Here is an 18,227-nt window from a genome sequence, read left to right as displayed (position 1 = left end):
TCCCCGCCATGACGGGGAGAAGGGAAGGAGGCGCCTGCAGCCTACCCCCAACCGCCTGTTCACGCGAGGGAACAGAGATCGTTCCCACTCCCGTCCTGAGCTTGTCGCAGGGGCGGGGAGGGGGTTGGGGTGAAGGGCAAAGCCGCAAGAGCGATATCAGGCCTTCGATACCAGCGTCGGCTGCAGGGCGCCGGAAACGTTCGGCGTGACCTTCAGGCTCGATTTGTAGACGATCGGCTGGGCGTATTGCAGCAGCGGAATCACATAGCCTTGCTCGGCGATGTACTTGATCACCGCCTTCCAGCCCTCGATGCGCTTCGTCTCGTCCTTTTCGACCCAGAGCGGCCCCATCATGTCGTCGACATCCTTGGTCTTCCAGGCCGAGTGCGGCGAGGGGCCGAACATGGCGAAACCCGTCGAGGTCGTCGGGTCGCCGATGGCGTTGCCCCAGTTGTAGAAGGCGGCAGGGCCGAGCTGATGGGCGGCGCGCAACTCGTAGTGCTTGGCGATTTCGTAGACTTCGATTTCCGCCTGGATGCCGACCTTGCGCCACATGCCGACGATCGCCTGGATCATCTCGTAATCCTTCGGCTTGAAGCCGCGGGTAGTCTTGATGCCGAACTTGACCGGCTTTTCCGGCGAATAGCCGCTGGCGGCGAGCAGCTTCTTGGCCTGTTCCGGATCGTAGGGAATTTTGATGGAGGCGTCGTAAGCCTCGTATTCCGGCGCTTCCAGCGTCGACAGAGGCTTGCCGTAGCCGCGCAGCAGCCGCTTGATGATCGCTTCCTTGTCGATCGCCATGTTGGCGGCGAGGCGGACGTTCTTGTCGAGCATCGGTTCGACATTGCTGATGAAGATCATGCCGATGTCGGAGATCGGGGTCGCGACGCCGGCAAGACCGGATTTCTTCTTCAGCCGGTCGAAATCCTCATAGGGGATTTCCAGCGTCACGTCGGACGAGCCGGATTCGATTTCGGCGACGCGGCTCGTCGTATCCGGCACGAATTTGAAGATGACCGTCTCGAAAGCGGGCTTGCCGCCGAAATAGTTGGGGTTTGCCTTCAGGCGCAGATAGGAATTGCCCTCATAGGCATCGACCATATAGGGCCCGGTGCCGATCGGCTTCTTTTCGAAGCCTTCCGCACCCACCTTGGTATAATAGTCCTTCGGCAGGACATAGCCGGTAAGGAAGGCCATCCATTTGAAGAAGGTCGGCTCGAAACGCACGACATCGCCGGTGATGCGATTGCCTTCCACCTTGTAATTGTTGGCGGTGGACCAGATGAACTGGATCGGGTTGCCGGTGTCCTGCTTGGCGGCGCGCTCCAGCGACCAGACGACATCGTCGGGGGTGAATTTGGAGCCATCATGCCAGGTGACGCCTTCGCGAACGTCCATCCAGACCTTCGTCTTGTCGTCGTTCCAGCCCCAGGCGGTCAGCAGGCCGGGCTGGAACTTCAGATCCGGTCCCTGGCCGATGTATTGGTCGAAGACCGAGCGATAGATCGCCTGGATCGTCGGGTTGACGGCGGACGGGCCGGTCGTCGGATCGAAGGAGGGCAGGTTGACGTTGAAGGCGATGGTAAGCGTGCCGGTTTCGGCGGCTTCCACCGGCGTCCTGCCTGCGAGAATCCCGGTAATGAATGCGGCTGCGCCGAGGCTGAGGGCCTCGCGCCGAGTAAGCGTTGTCATGGTCACTCCGTTCCCCTGTTGAGCGGCAAAAAAGCAATGAGGCCCGCCTGCCGCTGGCGATTTATTGTCGGAATGTTTTAATCTTAAAATACGTATTTCGGAGCGGCAAGCGCTTTCTCGGGCCGTTTCGCAAAATCCGGCCTCTTTTCGCGAATGGTTTCAAAATTTCGCGTAAATTTTATGCATATGCATAGATTTGACCAATCTCCCGATGCGTGGAGTGATGGATTCGAATGGCTGAACGATCTGGATGCGTCGCCGATATCGCAAATCAGAGGCGCGCGATCCGATAATTGTTCGTTGACAGTTCAAGGAAGTTCAAAATATGATTTTGCAAATGATTTAGAAGAAGCCCATGGGGCAAAGGGGTAACGTCTATGGCCGAGCGATCATTTGCGCGCGAGGTCGAGGATCTGAAGCTCGGGGAAGGCGATGTCTTCCGCGGCGAGGGTATTCTCGCGATCACCAAGGCACTTTTGCAATCCGGTGTCTCCTATGTGGGAGGCTATCAGGGTTCGCCGATTTCCCATCTGATGGACGTCCTGGCGGACGCCAAGGACGTGATGCAGGATCTGGGCATCCATTTCGAGACATCGGCGTCGGAAGCGGCGGCCGCCGCGATGCTGTCCGCCTCTGTCATGTATCCGGTGCGCGGCGCCGTCACCTGGAAATCGACGGCGGGAACGAATGTCGCCTCCGATGCGCTTTCCAACCTGTCTTCGGGTGGCGTCACGGGCGGCGCGCTCATCATCATCGGCGAGGACTACGGCGAGGGCTCGTCGATCATGCAGGAGCGCAGCCATGCCTATGCGATGAAATCGCAGATGTGGCTGCTCAACCCGCGCCCGAACTTGCCGTCGATCGTGCAGGCGGTCGAGGAAGGCTTCGAGCTTTCGGAAGTATCGAACACGCCCGTCATGCTGCAGGTCGGTATCCGCAGCTGTCATGTGCACGGCCAGTTCGTCGCCAAGGACAACAAGCGGCCGGGCTATACGCTGAAGCAGGCGCTCGAAAATCCCGTCCGCGACGTCAACCGTATCGTGCTGCCGCCGGCATCCTTCATTCATGAGAAGGAAAAGCTGGAGAAGCGCTGGCCCGCGGCCGTCGATTTCATCAAGAAGCGCCAGCTCAACGAGTATTTCGGCCCTTCGGAAGGCGAGGTCGGCATCATCCTGCTGGGTGGTGCGTATAATGGCGTCATGCGCGCGCTGCAGCAGCTCGGGCTTGCCGATGTCTACGGTAATTCCGCCGTGCCGCTTTATGTTCTCAATGTCGCCTATCCGCTGGTCGACGACCAGCTCGCCGACTTCTGCGCCAACAAGAAGGCCGTGCTGATGGTCGAGGAAGGGGCGCCCGAATATATCGAGCAGTCCCTCAACACCATCCTGCGCCGCCGCGATATCCAGACCAAGGTCGCGGGCAAGGACGTGCTGCCGATGGGCGGCGAATATACCGCGCCGGTGCTGATGAAGGGCATCAAGAATTTTCTGGAGATCCACCAGCGCGTGCTGCTCGGCAACCAGCCGCCGCTGCCGGACCCGACGCCGATCCTCAACGATCCGAAGATCAAGGCGCTGGCCGAAGTTGTGCCGCCGCGTCCGCCGGGTTTCTGCATCGGCTGTCCGGAGCGGCCGATCTTCGCTGCGATGAAGATGGTGGAAAGCGAGCTTGGCCAGCATCACATATCGGGCGATATCGGCTGCCACCTCTTTTCGATCCTGCCGCCATTCAATATCGGCAGCACGACCATGGGCTACGGGCTCGGGCCGGCCGCCGCGTCCGCCTTCAATGTCGAGGCCGACAAACGCGTGATCTCCGTCATGGGCGACGGTGGCTTCTGGCACAACGGCCTTGCGACCTCGGTCGGCAATGCAGTCTTCAACAAGCAGGACGGCGTCATCCTCGTCGTCGACAATTATTATTCGGCGGCGACCGGCGGGCAGGACATACCGTCCTCGCGCGCGCTCAATCCGCGCCGCAAGACCAACAATTCCATCGTCAATGCGGTCAAGGGCATCGGCGCGACCTGGGTGCGGCAGATCGACCGGACCTACGATGTCGCAAAAATGCGCGACACGCTGCGCGAGGCGCTGACATCGAAGGAGCCGGGGCCGAAGATCATCGTCGCGTCTTCGGAGTGCATGCTGAACAAGCAGCGGCGCGTGAAGCCGCAATTCGCCAAGGCGGTCAAGGACGGCAAGCGCATGGTCAAGGAGCGCTTCGGCGTGGACGAGGACGTCTGCACCGGCGATCATGCCTGCATCCGTCTTTCCGGCTGTCCTTCGCTGTCGGTCAAGCACACCGACGATCCGCTGAAGGACGATCCGGTGGCGGCGATCGACAATAATTGCGTCGGCTGCGGCAATTGCGGCGAGGTCTCGGAGGCGGCGGTGCTCTGTCCCTCCTTCTATCGCGCCGATATCATCCATAACCCGACGGGCTGGGATCGCTTCGTCGCCCGCATGCGCTCCCGCGTCATCGGCTGGCTGCAGGCGCGCCGCCGCGCCGGCCGCATCGTCTTTTCGGATTGAGAGGGCGATATGAACGAGCATGTGAACATGAGTGATCTCGGTGCGAACAGACTTTCCACGGACAAGCCGTTGTCGCTTGCAATCCTCGCCATGGGCGGGCAGGGCGGCGGCGTGCTGGCCGACTGGATCGTCGGCCTTGCCGAAGCCGAAGGCTGGATGGCGCAGACGACGTCCGTGCCCGGCGTGGCACAGCGTACCGGCGCGACGATCTACTATATCGAGATGCTGCCGGCCCGCGACGGCCACGAGCCGATCTTCTCGTTGATGCCGACGCCCGGCGATGTCGATGTCGTCATGGCCGCGGAGCTGATGGAGGCCGGCCGCTCGGTGCTGCGTGGCCTCGTCACGCCGGACAAGACGCTGCTGATCGCCTCGACGCACCGCTCCTTTGCGGTCGCGGAAAAGGAAAAGCCGGGCGATGGCATCGGCAATGCCGAGGTGGTGGTCGATGCTACGGATTTCGCTGCCAAGCGCACCATCGCTTTCGATATGGAAACGATGGCCGTCAGGAACGGCAGCGTGATTTCCGCCTCCATGTTCGGCGCGCTCGCCGGCTCCGGGGCGCTGCCTTTCGGCAAGCAGGCTTTCGAAGCGATGATCCGTGCCGGCGGCAAGGGCATCGAGCCCAGCCTCAAGGCATTCAATGCCGCGTTCGAGAGGGTCAAGGACAAGCCGCGAGATGCTGTCTCGGCCACGCCGCCGAAGCATTTCGATGCCCTGCCGGGGACGGCCGGTCATCCGGCGCTGGACCGTCTGGTCAACCGCATCCGCTCCGAATTTCCGGAAGTGGCGTGGCCGCTGCTGTTTGCCGGCGCCAAGAAGCTCACCGACTATCAGGACCCGGCCTATGCCGACGAATATCTGAGCCGTGTCGCAGCACTTCATGCGCTCGACCGCAAGGCCGGCGGTGCGAGCAAGGATTTCGCCTTCACCGTTCAGGCCGCCAAATATGTCGCTGTCGCCATGGCTTACGACGATGTCATTCGCGTCGCAGACCTGAAGGTGCGCGGCTCCCGCTTCGAGCGCGTTCGCAAGGAGGTCGGCGCCAGGGACGACCAGATCGTCTACATGACCGAGTACATGCATCCGCGCATGGACGAAGTCTGCGGCACGATGCCGAAGGGCATGGGTCTCTGGATCGAAAGCCGGCCGCGCCTGTTTGCCCGGCTCGACCGCTTCATCAACAAGGGGCGGCGCGTTCAGACCGGCACGCTGTTCTGGTTCCTCGGTCTCTACATGGTTTCGGCGCTACGCCGTATTCGTCGCGGCACGCTGCGGCACACGCGCGAGGTGGAGCATCGCGAGGCCTGGCTGACAGCAGCGTCCAATCTGCTGGCCGTGAATTACGATCTCGCCGTCGAAGTGCTCGGCAACCGTCGCCTCGTCAAGGGCTATTCCGATACGCATGCGCGCGGGCTTTCCAAGTTCGATCGCGTCATGTCGGCCCTGCCGCTGCTGCGAGACCGGGAAGACGGCGCCGCCTGGATGCGGCGGCTGCGGCAGGCGGCTCTTCTGGACGAGAAGGGTGCTGCACTCGACGGCGCGCTAAAAACGGTGGGCACGCTCTGATCCGACCGGATCGGCCGAACGGGGTGGCAGTCCGCCCCGTATGCTTGGGAAGCGGGCAATATTGGTCGAGGCTGATAACTTCCAAGAGGGATAATCGCATGGACAGTCTTCGAAACGGCGTCGCGAGGGACCTTTCAAGTCCTGGCGGCGGAGAAATCTCGCATGCCAAAAGCCTTGTCGTCGTGCTCATCTGCTGGCTGGCGATCTTTGCGGAGGGATACGATGTCGGCGTCCTCGGCGCCATCCTGCCGGCGCTGTCCACGGACAACGTCTGGCATCTGTCGCCGCTTCAGCTTGGAGCGATGGGCAGCTACACCGTCTTCGGCATGCTTGTCGGCGGCATCGTCGTCGGCACGCTCAGCGATCTCTATGGCCGCAAGCCGATGTTTCTGGCCTGCCTTTCGCTGTTTGCCCTTTGCACGGCGATAACCGCATGGTCCCCGACGCCGGCATGGTTCGGCGTCAGCCGCTTTGCGGCAGGCCTCGGGCTCGGCGGCATCATCCCCCTGGCAGCGGCCTTGACCATCGAATATTCGCCGGCCGCACGGAAGAACGTCAATTACGGCATCATGTATTCCGGTTATTCCCTCGGCCTTTTCGCCGCGGCGCTCGTCGGCAGATGGCTGTTGCCGGATTACGGATGGCGACCTGTCATTCTGGTCGGCGCGCTCCCGGTGCTGTTCGTGCCCTTCATGGCGTGGCTGCTTCCCGAATCTCTCGATTTCCTCGTGGCGCGCGGACGGAGCGAAAGCGCGAGACGGCTGGCCGCCAGGCTCGGCGTCGCCGTTCCCGCAGGGGGCGCAATGCGGGAAACCGGCCTCGGCTGGCGGGCCGTGCTGGGCGAGATCTTTTCGCCGAGAAACGCCTTTGCCACCGCCTGCTTCTGGATTGCCCTGTTCATGGGGCTGCTTCTGGTCTACGGGCTTGCCCAGTGGCTGCCGCAGATCATGCGCAAGAGCGGCTACGACCTTGGCGACAGCCTGCTGTTTCTCGCGGTTTTCAGCCTGACTTCGGCGATCGGAGGCATCGTGCTTGGCCAATGGGCGGATCGTTTCGGCGTGCGGTTGACCGTGACGCTCTCCTATCTGCTCGGCGCAGTCGGTATCGCGCTTCTCGCCTTCAAGGGTTCCATCTGGCTGAACTATACAGTCGTGGCCATTGCCGGCTTCGGCACGGTTTCGGCCTCGCTGATTCTCACAGGCTATCTTGCCGCCTACCTTCCGCCCTTCGTGCGGGCGGCCGGCACCGGCTGGGCGCTGAGCTTCTCGCGCATCGGCGCGCTCTCCGGCCCGCTGATGGGAGGATATATCGCCAGCCTGAACGTTGGCCCCGAATGGAATTTCTATGTCTTCGCCATCGTCGCCGCCATCGCGGCACTGGCAACGGCGCTCATTCCGAACAAACGCTGACGAAATCGGGAGCGGGCACTGCTTCCGCCCGCTCAGATCTCATGCTTGCGGATGTTGTGCAATACCTTGTGCAGGGTCGAGATGAAGGCCCGATATTCGGCCTCTTCGACGCCGTCGAACATCTGCAGGAACAGGTCGTACATGGTCGGCCACACCTTCTCGAAGGCGGTGCGGCCTTCTTCGGTGATGGAAACGTCGCGGATGCGCATATCCTCGACCCGGGGCTGACGGCGGATGTAGCCCTGCTGCTCGAGCGAGTCGAGCGTGCGGCTCATCGTCGACTGTTCGGTCACGGCGAAGACGGAGAGCTCGTTGATGGTGACGCTGGAGGAGACGCAGAGGACCGCCAGCGCCCGCATCTTGGCGGTCGTCATATCGTATTCGCGCAGCTCTTCCGACAGGTTGGCGTTCCAGCGCGCCATCAGCCGGTTCATCAGATAGGGTGCGAAGTGATTGAGGCCGATTTCGCCCATGGTCGGGCGCGTGGCGTTTTCATCGCGCTTGCGCCTCAAAACGGTGCCTGAAAACCGCTCTTCCATCGACGATACTCCTCCGGAACGTGTTACTTCAGCGATGATGCGAGCAGAAAGCCGGAGCCTCCACCGAGGCCTGGACCGGGATGCGCCGACGCGCCGATGTGGTACAGGCCTGTTATGTGGGTGCGGTGGTTAACAGATGACTTGAAAGGGCGCCAGATGAAAAACTGGTCGAGGCCGCAATAGCCGCCGTAAGGGTCGCCGCCGACGAGGTTCATGTTCATCGCTTCCAGATCGCCCGGAGAGTAGGCGCGGCGCGCGAGCTTTATCTCCGCGAAGTTCTCGATGTGGCTGGCGAGCAGTGCTTCTATGCGGTCGGCATAGCGTTCGCGCACCTCTTCCGTCCAGCGGCCGTCCAGTGGCGCTGCGATCTCGCCCGCAGCGTCGCCCTTGATATGCCGCGGCGCTTCGGGAAGCTGCAGCCAGAGGATCGATTTTCCCGCCGGCGCGCGGCTGGGATCGAGCGCGACGGGCTGCCCGACGCAGACGGTCGGCTCGGCGGGCAATAGTCCGCGCTCGCATTCGTTGGCGGCGCGCGAGACGCCGTCGAGGCCGGATGTCAGGTGCAGCAGCGCCACCTTGCCGAGCTCCGCATCGGCTTTCCAGCGCGGCGGCTCGGAAAGGGCGTAGTGAATCTGCATGTCGCCCTTGCCGTAACGGTAATTGGCGACGCCGGACCTGACCTCGGCCGGTAGCGGGTCCGGCCAATCCGCCATCAGCCGGTCGTAGAGCTGGTTGGGCGTCACGGAGCAGATGACCCCGGCCTTCGCTCCCAGCGTTTCGCCGTTCGCAAGGCGTACCCCGGCGGCGCGGCGGCCGGGGCCTGGAAGGATGGCCTCGACATCGGCGCCGAGACGGATTTCTCCGCCATGATCGGTAATCAGCCGTTCGAAGGCCGTCAGCAGTTTCGCGGCACCGCCTTTGACGATCGGTGCGCCGGCCAGCTCTATCGCAAAGCCGATTACCTTCAACATTTCGGCGGAATAGGCGCTTTCCGGCCCGAGGCCGCAATGCAGCACCCAGGGCGCCCAGAGCGCATGGATGTCCTCGGACTTGTAATTGGTTTCCAGATAGCCGCGCGCCGGCGTCAGGGCATCGCCGAACCAGGCCGCGAGCTTGCGCAACCCGCGGCTCCAGCCTTGCTTGCCGACGGTCTTCAGGGTCGATCCGGACCACAGCGCGCCGCCGAGGAGGGAAAACAGGAATGGCGCATCGGCGCCAAGCGCATCCATCTCGCGGGAGAAGGTCTGCCCGTCGCCGAGCGACAGTTCGTCGAAGGTGGCGATGTTTCGCCGCCTGTCCTTGGAAAAGATGACATGCGATCCGTCGGGCCGCAGCACGCCTGTCGGCAGATCGGCATGGGCAAATTCCAGGCCCCGCGCCTCCAGATCCTTGCCGATGGCGCCATAGGCCGGCGAGGTGAGGAACAGCACCATGGTCGTTGCCATGACATCGTGGATAAAGCCGGGCTCGGTGATTTCCTCGGTGCGCAGGCAGCCGCCGATGCGATCGCTACGCTCGAGGACGAGCACCTTATGGCCCTTTTTGCCAAGCATCGCGGCTGCGACAAGCGCATTGATGCCGCTGCCGACGATGACGTAATCATGATCGCCCATTGCGCGCTGCCCCTCACAGCCAGGATATGTGGAAAGGCGGAGTCTAATTCGCCCCCGGACTCCGGCCTTTCCAGCCTATCATGCAATCAATGCCAGTGCACGAACCGGCGAGCCGGTGCCCTTAACGAATTTCAGCGGAGCGGCGATCAGCACCGCGCCCTTGGCCGGAAGCTGATCCAGGTTGGAGAGGCTGGCGAGGCCGTAGCGGTTGGCCTTGTGCATGAGGTTGTGCGCGGGGAAGGGCGGGTTCATGCCGCCGGCCGAGCCGGCATCGGTGCCGACCGTTTCCGAACCCCAGCCGATGATGCCCTTGCTCAGCAGATACTCGATCGCCTCGGCCGTCGGACCGGGAGAGTGGGGGCCGTTTTCATCGGCGTTCAGGAAGGTATCGGTGGAGCCGTTGCGTTTGTACCAGTCGGTGCGCAGCAGCACCCAGCTGCCGGCTTCGATCTCGCCGTTCTGGGCTTCCCATTCCTTGATGCTGTCCACCGTCAGCAGGTAGTCGGGATCGGCGGCGGATTCCTTGGAGCGGTCGATGACGTTGACCGGAGCCACGAAATTCTGCGGCGGGATGGTGTCCGTCGTGTTGTTCGGATTGTCCTTGCCGGTGATCCAATGACAGGGCGCATCGAAATGGGTGCCGGTATGCTCGCCGAGCTCCAGCCAGTTCCAGGCCCAGAAAGGGCCGTCCTGATTGTATTCGGAGATCGTGTGGACCGCGACCTTGGGCGTGTTCTTGCCGAACTGCGGCGGCAGGTAGAGCACCGGAGTATCAGGGCCGAGCGGCGCGGTGAGGTCGACGACCTTGACGGAGCCCGAAATCAGGGCCGAGGCGAGGCTGGCGAGGGTGTTGGCAGTCATGTGTCGGGTTCCCCTTGTTGTCGCGTGATCCCGCGCGGAAAACCGTCAGGCGGACCTTCCGATCGGGATCAGGCTTGAAGTCGATATCGCCATGCGCGGGGTGCCTTTCCTCCCGGCACCGGGTCCGCGCGGCAGCGGAATGAAGGGGAGCCTATGTCACAATATATGATATTGCAAGCATTCCGGTGCGGTTTCGGCGGCCAAATTTGATCCTTCGTCCGCCGGTTGAGAGATATCGCTAAATCGCTGAAGCGAAACAGTAAATTTCCGGAAACTCTGGAGGGAATCTACTTTTGATTGTGCCTTGCGATCACAATTCGCGCCAACAGGTACTTGAAGCTTAAAGCTCAAGATGTATGCATGTGACAATAATAATAATCGACGAAAGAGGGGCAAGTGATGAGCTATGATGCGATTGTCGTTGGGGCCGGCCATAATGGCCTGGCGGCAGCGGTCCATTTGGCCTCCAAAGGCTGGAAGGTTGCCGTCATCGAGGGCAATGCCGAGGCCGGCGGTGCGGTCAAGACCCGCGAGGTGACGCTGCCCGGATTCCGGCACGATCTTTGCGCCATGAACCTTTCCATGTTCGCCGGTTCGGCTTTCTTCGCTCAATACAAGAACGAGCTGACGGCCGAGGGGTTGGGCTTCGTTCCCGCCGCGGATTGCTTCGCGAGCGTCTTTCGCGACAATACTTATCTCGGCGTCAGCACCGACCTTGAAAAGACCACGGGCGCCATTGCCGAGATATCGCCGCAGGATGCTGCGGCGTGGCGCAATATGCTCTCGCAGTTCGGCGCGGATGCGCCCCATATCTTCGGCCTGCTCGGCTCGCCCATGCCTTCCATGGCGGCAGCCAAGGTCGTGTGGAAGGCCTGGCGCGAGAAGGGGATGGGCTGGGTCTACGACACGGCGCGCATGCTGTTTGCCTCGCCCCGCGATTTTCTCGACGCGCGCTTCCAGAATATCAAGCTCAAGACGATGATGGCCGCCTGGGGGCTGCATCTCGATTTCGCACCGGATGTCGCCGGCGGCGCGCTGTTTCCCTATCTCGAATCCATGGCCAACCAGGCCTTCGGCATGGTGATCGGCAAGGGCGGCGCCGATACCGTCATCAAGGCGATGGCGGCGGTGTTGAACAGCAAGGGCGGCGAGCTGATGCTCGGCACGCGGGTCGAGAGGATCGTCACGACGGGCGGCAAGGCGACGGGTGTCGTTCTTGCCGACGGGCGCCGTTATGAGGCGAAGCGCGCCGTGATCGCCAATGTCCATCCGCAGATCCTGTTCGGCACGCTTCTGGAAAAGGACCCGTCGCGGCAGGAATTCGACGGCAAGGTTTCGCGCTTCCGCGCCGGCCCCGGCACGATGATGATCCACCTGGCGCTCTCGGGCCTTCCGGACTGGCTGGCTGGCAAGGCGCTCCAGAATTTCGCCTATGTGCATATCGCGCCGGATCTGGAGATGATGTCGCGTGTCTATGCCGAGGCGATGGGGGGCCTGCTGCCGGCGGAGCCTGTGCTGGTGGTCGGACAGCCCACCGCCATCGATCCCTCCCGCGCTCCCGCGGGGCAACATGCGCTCTGGATCCAGGTGCGCGTGCTGCCGGCGGAATTCCACGGCGACGCCGCCGGCGAAATCAGCGGCGCAAGCTGGGACGAGATCAAGGATACATACGCGGAACGCGTGCTCGATATCATGGAACGCTACGCTCCGGGTCTGCGCGGCAAGATATTGGGACGTTCGGTGTTTTCGCCCATCGATCTCGAACGCGAGAATCCGAACCTTGTCGGCGGCGACAACCTCTCGGGCAGCCATCATCTCGACCAGAATTTCCTTTTCCGGCCCGTTGCCGGCTACTCGCGCTACAAGACGCCGGTGGGTTCGCTGTTCATGTGCGGCGCCTCGACATGGCCGGGTGCGGGGACGGGGGCCGGCTCCGGTTTCATGTTGGCGAAAATGCTGGCGAAGTGACAGTCGCGCGACTTGACGTCCAAACCTTTGACATTTCAAATATTGCTCCCTAGATCGCATAGGCGAACGATGTGGAACGTAGATCGAGGCGACGTCATGACAGAGTCCGAGAGTGCAACCGTTGACCTGGAGATCATCGTTCAGGGAACGCAGGAAGGCAAAAAGCTGGAGCTGCGGCTCTGGCTGCGCATGCTTTCCACGACGAAGCTGATCTCGCAGGAAATCCGCCGCCGGCTGCGCAACGAGTTCGGGGCGACCTTGCCGCAGTTCGACCTGATGGCGCAGCTCTACCGCGAGCGTGACGGCCTGCGGCTCGGCGAACTGTCCAAGCGAACCATGGTCACGAACGGAAATGTCACCGGGCTCGTCGAACGCCTGGAGACGGATGGGCTCGTGCTGCGCGTAACGCCCGACGGCGACCGGCGGGTGACGGTCGCGAAGCTGACGGCCAAGGGCGAGACGCTGTTCGGCGCCATGGCCGCTGCCCATGAGGGCTGGCTGCGCGACATGATGGCGGATGTCGATCCTGCGATCGTCAGCGAGCTCTGGCGGGATATCGGCGCGGTGAAGTCATCGGTGAGCAACCATCTTTCCGGTGCCGACTTCGATTGACAGTCGCGCCGGGAGCGGTCCGGTATCTCACAGAAATGCCAAACCGCTCTGCGATTTTCCGGAGGTGCGCTTTATCGGGCGCGCTCGCTCTTGAATTTCCTCTCCAGCACGCTGACGAGGCGCACCATCGGCCAGAGCAGGATGACGTAGATCACCGCGGCCATGATCAGCGGCGAGGGATTGGCATAGAATCCTTGCGCGTTCTGCCCCTCTTTCAGCAATTCCGGCAAGGCCACGGTCGAGGCAAGCGAGGTGTCCTTGAACATCGAAACGCAGTTGCTTGTCGTCGGCGGGATGACGATGCGGACCGCCTGCGGCAGTACGACCTTGTAGAGCGTGATCAGGAAGGGAATGCCGAGAGCGGCGGCCGCTTCGAACTGGCCGCGCGGCACGCTTTCGATCCCTGAGCGGAAGACTTCGGCCGAATAGGCGGCAAGGACGATGGAAAAGCCGAGAATGGCCGACCACCAGGCCGAGAAGCTGACGCCGACGAAGGGCAGGGCGTAGTAGATCAGGATCAATACGACCAGCATCGGCATGGCGCGCATGATATCGATATAGGCGACCATCAGCAGCTGCAGCGGCCTGGGGGCATAGAGGCGGATCAGGCTGATGACGAGGCCGCCGGTCACGCCGATCAGGATGCTGACCACGCCGAGCGCGATCGTCATCCAGAGCCCGCGCAGCAGCTGCGGGAAAGCCGAGATCATGACGTCGGAGTTGAGGAAGGTATCGACGAAAGACATTGGCACTCCCGCGTGCAACGAAGACAGGGATAAGGTTTCCATATCTACGCCGGTCGTTGCGACCGGCGTAGTTCATTTCGATGATGATCTTTTGATCACGCCTTGGGGATAGGCAATTCGGTGACGGTGGAAGAGCCTGCCGGGGCCTTGCTGCCGAACCACTTCTCGTGGATCTTTTCCAGCGTGCCGTCTTTCTTCATCGCCGTGATGGCGTCGTTGATCTTGGCGACCAGCGGCGAATCCTTGGTCATCATCAGGCCGTACTGCTCGCCGGTCTTGATGCGATCCTTGATGGCGAAGCCCTTGGTCTTGATGAAGAGGTACTGCATGCCGGGAATGTCGCTGACGACGGCATCGATGCGGCCGGCGCCGAGATCGAGGAACATGTCCTGCTGCGAATTGTAGCCCTTGACGTCGGCAAAGCCCTGGGCCGCCTTGTTGTCGTTGACCCATTTTTCGCCGGTCGAACCCGACAGCACGCCGACGACCGCGCCCTTGAGATCGGCAAGCGACTTGATCGAGCTGCCTTCCTTGGTGGCGACGCCCATGTCGGAATCGTAGTAGGGCTGCGTGAAGGACTGCGACTTCAGGCGTTCCGGCGTGATGGTGATCGACGAGATCGCCACATCGATGCGCTTGGAGCTGGTTGCCGCAAACAGGGCCTGGAAGCCGTAGTCGGCGATGTTGGTCGTCATGCCGGCGCGCTTGGCCGCTTCGTTGACGACATCGACCTCGAAGCCCTCGAAGCCGCCATTGGCGGTCTTGTATTCGAAAGGCGGGTTGTTCGGATAGGAGCCGACGTTCAGCACATCGGCGGCATAGGCGAAATGGCTTCCGCCCGCCAGGCCGACGGCGGTTGCCAGGACCAGCAGACTGCGACGAGTAATAGGCATTTTCTTGGTCTCCCTCTGGTTACGGCTGCAGGCTTTTCCTCTCGCCCGCAGTATTCTCGTCCGCCCGGTCGGGCGGCCGTATCATGACATCGCATCGACCATGCGGTCGAGTGCGATACGCATCTGTCCGGTTTCGCGGAACGTGCACATGCGCAGGAACGCGCGCGACGTCTCTCCGAAATGATATCCGGGTGCCAGACCGACGCGGGCCGTTTCCAGGATGCGCTCGCAGAGTGCCGTCGCATCGGGTTCGCCCTGCAGCGCGAAGAAGGCATACATGCCGCCGCGCGGCTTCTCCGGCAGGATCATGCCCGGTATCTTCGGCAGCTTCTCATAGGCCAGATCGAGGCCGGCCTTGATCCGGCCACGGATCTCGGCGACCAGTGGCTCACCCTCGCGCAGGGCGGCCGCTGCTCCTGCCTGAACCATGGCCGAGGTGCCGCTGTTGATATATTGCGTCATGGCGCCGAGCTGGTCGGCGATGGCGGACGGGTGCGTGAGCCAGCCGACGCGCCAGCCGGTCATCGCCCAGGCTTTCGAGAAACTGTTGATCGCGATCACGCGATCGCCGTCGTCGGCCACCTGCAGGATCGAAGGAGCGATTTCGCCGTCGAAATAGAGGCGGGCATAGACTTCGTCGGAAATGATCCAGATGCCGGTGCGGCGGCTGAAATCGAGCAGGGCCTGCATTTCCTCGCGCGAGGCTGTCCAGCCCGTCGGGTTGGCGGGAGTCGACAGGAAGATGGCGCGGGTGCGGGCATCGCAGCGGGCAAAGAGCTTGTCGAGATCGAGCCGCCAGTCGGTGTCGAAATCGAGCGATACGGCGCGCGGCTCGCCGCCGATCAGATGGATGGCATTGTGAATGTTCGGCCATTGCGGCGCGACGTAGACGACATTGGTGCCGACATCGACGAGCAGCTCGAGCGCCATGTAGAGCGCCTGCATGCCGCCGGGAGCGACAGTCGTGCGCTCGATGGGGATGGGGCGCTGGTGCCAGTGCGTCTGATAATCCGACAGCGCCTCGTTCAGCGTCGCCAGACCGCGCATGTTCGGAACGTAGAAGGTGGCGCCGTCGTCGAGCGTCTTCTTTGCCGCCTCGCGAATAAAGTCCGGCGTCACCATATCGCCTTCGCCGAACCAGAGCGGAATGACGCCGCCGAGTTCGCGGGCGCGCTTGGCAAGGACTGCGATGTTGTCGGTGCGCATGTCGCGGATCTGGGCGCGGATGCCTTCGAGGGCATCGCGGCCTGACATCGCGTTCGGCAAGTTATGCTGCGGCTGAAGAGACAAGGAATTTCCCCTGGGAATCCGGTGCTGGAGGGTTGAAACGGCTGCGGAAGCTTTCGTTCGGAAGACCCCTCAATTTCGAATGGTTATCCAAAAACGGCTGCATTTCAAGGACAAAGTTTAAGCTTAAAAAGTCTACCTCTCTGCTTGATTCCATGTGGCCGTCCCACTTTTTAACATGCTGATAATAATCAGTTTTCTCTCGTTTGCGCGGTTTGCTTTCCCCGTCTTGCGGCGTCGGCGCCCGCCGCCATGGCGGCGCCGAGAAACATGGTGTCGCTTGCCAGCACGAAGAAGCTTATGCCGGCCTGCGCCCATGCGCCGACATCGTCAGGCGAGGGACGGAAGATACCGACCGCGCGGCCGGCGGACAAAGCCGTTTGCGCGATGGTTCCGATGGCCGCATCCAGCCTTTCCTTGCCGCCCGGTCCCATGGCATCGATCGAGACCGAAAGGTCGCCGGGACCGATGAAAATGAGATCGACGCCCTCGACGGCAGCGATCTCGGCGATATTGGCAAGTCCGCCGGCCGTTTCGACCTGGATGGCAAGCACCAGCTCGGCATTGGCCTTGGCGAGATAATCCGGAATGCGGTAGCCGTAGGCCGCCGCGCGGCCGGGGCCGACACCGCGCGCGCCATGTGGGGGATAGCGGGTGGCCCTGACCGCCGCGCGGGCCTCCTCCGCCGTCGAGATGCGCGGCACGAGAACGCCCGCGGCACCCGCATCCAGAACGGCGGCGATATCCTCCGCCGCATGGCCGGGCACGCGGACCATGGCCGGAACGCGATGGACATCGGCGGCGCGGATCAGATCCTCGATACGCTCGCGGCCGATCTGCGAATGCTCCCAGTCGATACAGAGGAAGTCGATGCCCGAGGCCGCCGTGACTTCGATGGCGACGGGATGCGGAATGGCCGCAAACGTACCGACGAGCAGCTTCTGCTCGATACAGTTCCGTCGGAAATCGCTCATCGTCATCCTCACATTTCAGCGGTCCTCTCAACGAGGGATAGACCGAAAAGATACAACTGCGAAGCGGCAACCTGTTCTGAATTCAGGACAGCGTTTCGTGCCGGTCGATGTGCCGGCACGGAGGATTTGCGGTGGCGGAGTTGTTCGGGCGCCGCCACCGCTCACAGGCATGGCTTATTTGCGCCGTGCCATGATTTCAGTCAGGACCGCGTCGAACCGGGCGATCTCTTCGACCTTGTTATAATGCACCAGCGACACGCGGATGGCACCCGTTTCCATGGAAAGGCCGAGCCGCTTCATCAGGCGCGGTGCGAACATGTGCCCGTCGCGCAGGCCGATGCGCTGCTTGCCCATCTCGCCGGCAAATTCCTGCGGCGTGATCCCTGGCATGTTGAAGCAGATTGTGGGAACGCGCTGCGCCAGGCGGGCCTCGTCGGAAATGCCGTAGATGGTGGCGCCGTGGCGTTTCAGCACCGCGATCATCTCGCGCGAAAGCATCAGCTCGTATTGGCGGATTGCGCCCATGGCGGCTGCAAGCGCTTCGCGACGGCTATGATCGCCGGCCGGCAGGAAACGGCGGCCGAGGCCTTCGAGATATTTGACGGCGGCGTTCATGCCCGCGACGTTCTCATAGGTGAAGGTGCCGACTTCGATCTTGTAGGGCGGCACGTCCGGAATGAAGTCTTCCTTGAATGTGGGAAGCTTGACCAGCGCGTCGTAGCGGCCCCAGAGGAAGCCCATGTGCGGCGAGAAATTCTTGTAGCCGGAGCAGACGAGATAGTCGCAGCCCCAGGCCTGAACGTCGATCAGGCCGTGCGGGCCATAATGGACGCAATCGAGGAAGGTTTCGGCGCCGGCGGCATGCGCCAGCTTGCAGACCGCGGCGACATCGACGATCGTGCCGATGGAGTGTGCCGTGACGGTGCAGGCGACGAGACGGGTCTTGTCGTTGAGCAGCGGCTTCAGGTCTTCCGGATGCAGCGTGCCGTCCTCGCGCATGCGCCACCAGACGATCTTGGCGCCATCCGCTTCCAGCGCCATCCAGGTGGCGATGTTGGCATCGTGATCCATGTCGGTGACGACGATCTCGTTGCGCTCGCCGAGCAGCTTGGCAATGCCGAGGCTTACGAGGCGGATGAAGGAGGTGGCGTTCTGGCCGAATGAGACTTCTTCGGGGCGATAGGCATTGACCAGCATGGCCACGCTTTCGCGCGCTTCATCGAGATTACGGTCGACACCCTGGCTGTGCTGGTACTTCGCCATGCGCTGGACGTTGAAGTCGATGAGGTGGTTGGCAACCGCGTCGACCACCGTCTGGGGAACCTGCGCCCCGCCGGCATTGTCGAGAAAGACGAAATCGCCGGCCTTCTGGATGGCCGGGAACATGGCACGGACTTCATCGACCGGAAAACTGTTATGGCCGGCGAATTGAGAGGCGGAAGGTGCGGAGCTCATGGGGATCTCGCTCTGGACGTTGGGATTGAAATCTCTAGTTTGATCATTTGATCACAAAATACTTTAAGGTTCAACCAA

14 protein-coding genes are annotated in these 18,227 nt (G+C 62.3%); 5 read left to right on the top strand and 9 right to left on the bottom strand.

The window, feature by feature from the left end; all coding sequences use genetic code 11:
* Positions 1-156: 156 nt before the first annotated feature.
* Positions 157-1,692 (bottom strand): ABC transporter substrate-binding protein, encoded by a 1,536-nt coding sequence (locus ACJJVH_RS11230; protein ID WP_412063923.1) that lies wholly within the window; start codon positions 1,690-1,692, stop codon positions 157-159.
* A 377-nt stretch (positions 1,693-2,069) separates the two neighbouring features.
* On the opposite strand from ACJJVH_RS11230, the gene ACJJVH_RS11225 reads away from it, so the two are divergent.
* The 3 genes from ACJJVH_RS11225 to ACJJVH_RS11215 all read left to right on the top strand — a co-directional run bounded on the left by ACJJVH_RS11225 (position 2,070) and on the right by ACJJVH_RS11215 (position 7,201).
* Positions 2,070-4,223 (top strand): thiamine pyrophosphate-dependent enzyme, encoded by a 2,154-nt coding sequence (locus ACJJVH_RS11225; protein WP_412063922.1) that lies wholly within the window; start codon positions 2,070-2,072, stop codon positions 4,221-4,223.
* A 9-nt stretch (positions 4,224-4,232) separates the two neighbouring features.
* Positions 4,233-5,792, top strand: coding sequence for an indolepyruvate oxidoreductase subunit beta family protein (locus tag ACJJVH_RS11220; RefSeq protein WP_412063921.1), 1,560 nt, complete (start codon positions 4,233-4,235; stop codon positions 5,790-5,792).
* Positions 5,793-5,890: 98 nt separating this feature from the next.
* Complete coding sequence (locus ACJJVH_RS11215) at positions 5,891-7,201, top strand: MFS transporter (protein WP_412063920.1); 1,311 nt, start codon at positions 5,891-5,893, stop codon at positions 7,199-7,201.
* Between the two features lie 32 nt (positions 7,202-7,233).
* Here ACJJVH_RS11215 and ACJJVH_RS11210 read toward each other — a convergent pair whose 3' ends face one another.
* The 3 genes from ACJJVH_RS11210 to ACJJVH_RS11200 all read right to left on the bottom strand — a co-directional run bounded on the left by ACJJVH_RS11210 (position 7,234) and on the right by ACJJVH_RS11200 (position 10,214).
* The gene (locus ACJJVH_RS11210; RefSeq protein WP_412063919.1) at positions 7,234-7,740 is read right to left on the bottom strand and encodes a MarR family winged helix-turn-helix transcriptional regulator; all 507 of its coding nucleotides are present in this window, start codon (positions 7,738-7,740) and stop codon (positions 7,234-7,236) included.
* Between the two features lie 23 nt (positions 7,741-7,763).
* The gene (locus tag ACJJVH_RS11205; protein ID WP_412063918.1) at positions 7,764-9,353 is read right to left on the bottom strand and encodes a phytoene desaturase family protein; all 1,590 of its coding nucleotides are present in this window, start codon (positions 9,351-9,353) and stop codon (positions 7,764-7,766) included.
* Positions 9,354-9,431: 78 nt separating this feature from the next.
* Positions 9,432-10,214 (bottom strand): cyclase family protein, encoded by a 783-nt coding sequence (locus ACJJVH_RS11200; RefSeq protein WP_112802332.1) that lies wholly within the window; start codon positions 10,212-10,214, stop codon positions 9,432-9,434.
* A gap of 396 nt (positions 10,215-10,610) precedes the next feature.
* Here ACJJVH_RS11200 and ACJJVH_RS11195 point away from each other — a divergent pair, with 396 nt between their 5' ends.
* Together ACJJVH_RS11195 and ACJJVH_RS11190 are read left to right on the top strand one after the other, a co-directional pair.
* Positions 10,611-12,182 carry a phytoene desaturase family protein gene (locus tag ACJJVH_RS11195; RefSeq protein WP_412063917.1) on the top strand — a complete coding sequence of 524 codons (1,572 nt, stop codon included), beginning with the start codon at positions 10,611-10,613 and terminating at the stop codon, positions 12,180-12,182.
* Between the two features lie 96 nt (positions 12,183-12,278).
* A complete protein-coding gene (locus ACJJVH_RS11190) occupies positions 12,279-12,794 on the top strand; it encodes a MarR family transcriptional regulator (RefSeq protein ID WP_112802435.1) in 516 nt (171 codons plus the stop codon).
* A gap of 71 nt (positions 12,795-12,865) precedes the next feature.
* On the opposite strand, the gene ACJJVH_RS11185 is transcribed toward ACJJVH_RS11190, so the two are convergent.
* The 5 genes from ACJJVH_RS11185 to ACJJVH_RS11165 all read right to left on the bottom strand — a co-directional run bounded on the left by ACJJVH_RS11185 (position 12,866) and on the right by ACJJVH_RS11165 (position 18,149).
* Positions 12,866-13,540: an amino acid ABC transporter permease gene (locus tag ACJJVH_RS11185; protein WP_112802328.1), complete on the bottom strand. Its 675-nt coding sequence runs from the start codon at positions 13,538-13,540 to the stop codon at positions 12,866-12,868.
* Between the two features lie 95 nt (positions 13,541-13,635).
* Positions 13,636-14,433, bottom strand: a complete 798-nt coding sequence (locus tag ACJJVH_RS11180) for an ABC transporter substrate-binding protein (RefSeq protein ID WP_112802325.1) — start codon at positions 14,431-14,433, stop codon at positions 13,636-13,638.
* Positions 14,434-14,514: 81 nt separating this feature from the next.
* Positions 14,515-15,723 (bottom strand): pyridoxal phosphate-dependent aminotransferase, encoded by a 1,209-nt coding sequence (locus ACJJVH_RS11175; RefSeq protein WP_412063916.1) that lies wholly within the window; start codon positions 15,721-15,723, stop codon positions 14,515-14,517.
* Between the two features lie 188 nt (positions 15,724-15,911).
* Entirely contained in the window at positions 15,912-16,694 is a 783-nt protein-coding gene (locus tag ACJJVH_RS11170) for an aldolase/citrate lyase family protein (protein ID WP_113356857.1), read from the bottom strand.
* 174 nt (positions 16,695-16,868) lie between these two features.
* Positions 16,869-18,149: a cysteine desulfurase-like protein gene (locus ACJJVH_RS11165; protein ID WP_113435582.1), complete on the bottom strand. Its 1,281-nt coding sequence runs from the start codon at positions 18,147-18,149 to the stop codon at positions 16,869-16,871.
* Positions 18,150-18,227: the final 78 nt, after the last annotated feature.

The sequence above is a fragment of the Rhizobium sp. SYY.PMSO genome (assembly GCF_046840415.1).
In the GTDB taxonomy this organism is placed as follows: Bacteria; Pseudomonadota; Alphaproteobacteria; order Rhizobiales; family Rhizobiaceae; genus Rhizobium.
Note: the sequence above shows the minus strand (reverse complement) of the source record. Positions and strands in the feature narration are given on the sequence as shown.

Bases quoted from the DNA above. Each gene is read 5' to 3' on its own strand.
- ACJJVH_RS11230 (WP_412063923.1), bottom strand. From the start codon at position 1,692: ATGACAACGCTTACTCGGCGCGAGGCCCTCAGCCTCGGCGCAGCCGCA.
- ACJJVH_RS11225 (WP_412063922.1), top strand. From the start codon at position 2,070: ATGGCCGAGCGATCATTTGCGCGCGAGGTCGAGGATCTGAAGCTCGGG.
- ACJJVH_RS11220 (WP_412063921.1), top strand. From the start codon at position 4,233: ATGAACGAGCATGTGAACATGAGTGATCTCGGTGCGAACAGACTTTCC.
- ACJJVH_RS11215 (WP_412063920.1), top strand. From the start codon at position 5,891: ATGGACAGTCTTCGAAACGGCGTCGCGAGGGACCTTTCAAGTCCTGGC.
- ACJJVH_RS11210 (WP_412063919.1), bottom strand. From the start codon at position 7,740: ATGGAAGAGCGGTTTTCAGGCACCGTTTTGAGGCGCAAGCGCGATGAA.
- ACJJVH_RS11205 (WP_412063918.1), bottom strand. From the start codon at position 9,353: ATGGGCGATCATGATTACGTCATCGTCGGCAGCGGCATCAATGCGCTT.
- ACJJVH_RS11200 (WP_112802332.1), bottom strand. From the start codon at position 10,214: ATGACTGCCAACACCCTCGCCAGCCTCGCCTCGGCCCTGATTTCGGGC.
- ACJJVH_RS11190 (WP_112802435.1), top strand. From the start codon at position 12,279: ATGACAGAGTCCGAGAGTGCAACCGTTGACCTGGAGATCATCGTTCAG.
- ACJJVH_RS11185 (WP_112802328.1), bottom strand. From the start codon at position 13,540: ATGTCTTTCGTCGATACCTTCCTCAACTCCGACGTCATGATCTCGGCT.
- ACJJVH_RS11180 (WP_112802325.1), bottom strand. From the start codon at position 14,433: ATGCCTATTACTCGTCGCAGTCTGCTGGTCCTGGCAACCGCCGTCGGC.
- ACJJVH_RS11170 (WP_113356857.1), bottom strand. From the start codon at position 16,694: ATGAGCGATTTCCGACGGAACTGTATCGAGCAGAAGCTGCTCGTCGGT.
- ACJJVH_RS11165 (WP_113435582.1), bottom strand. From the start codon at position 18,149: ATGAGCTCCGCACCTTCCGCCTCTCAATTCGCCGGCCATAACAGTTTT.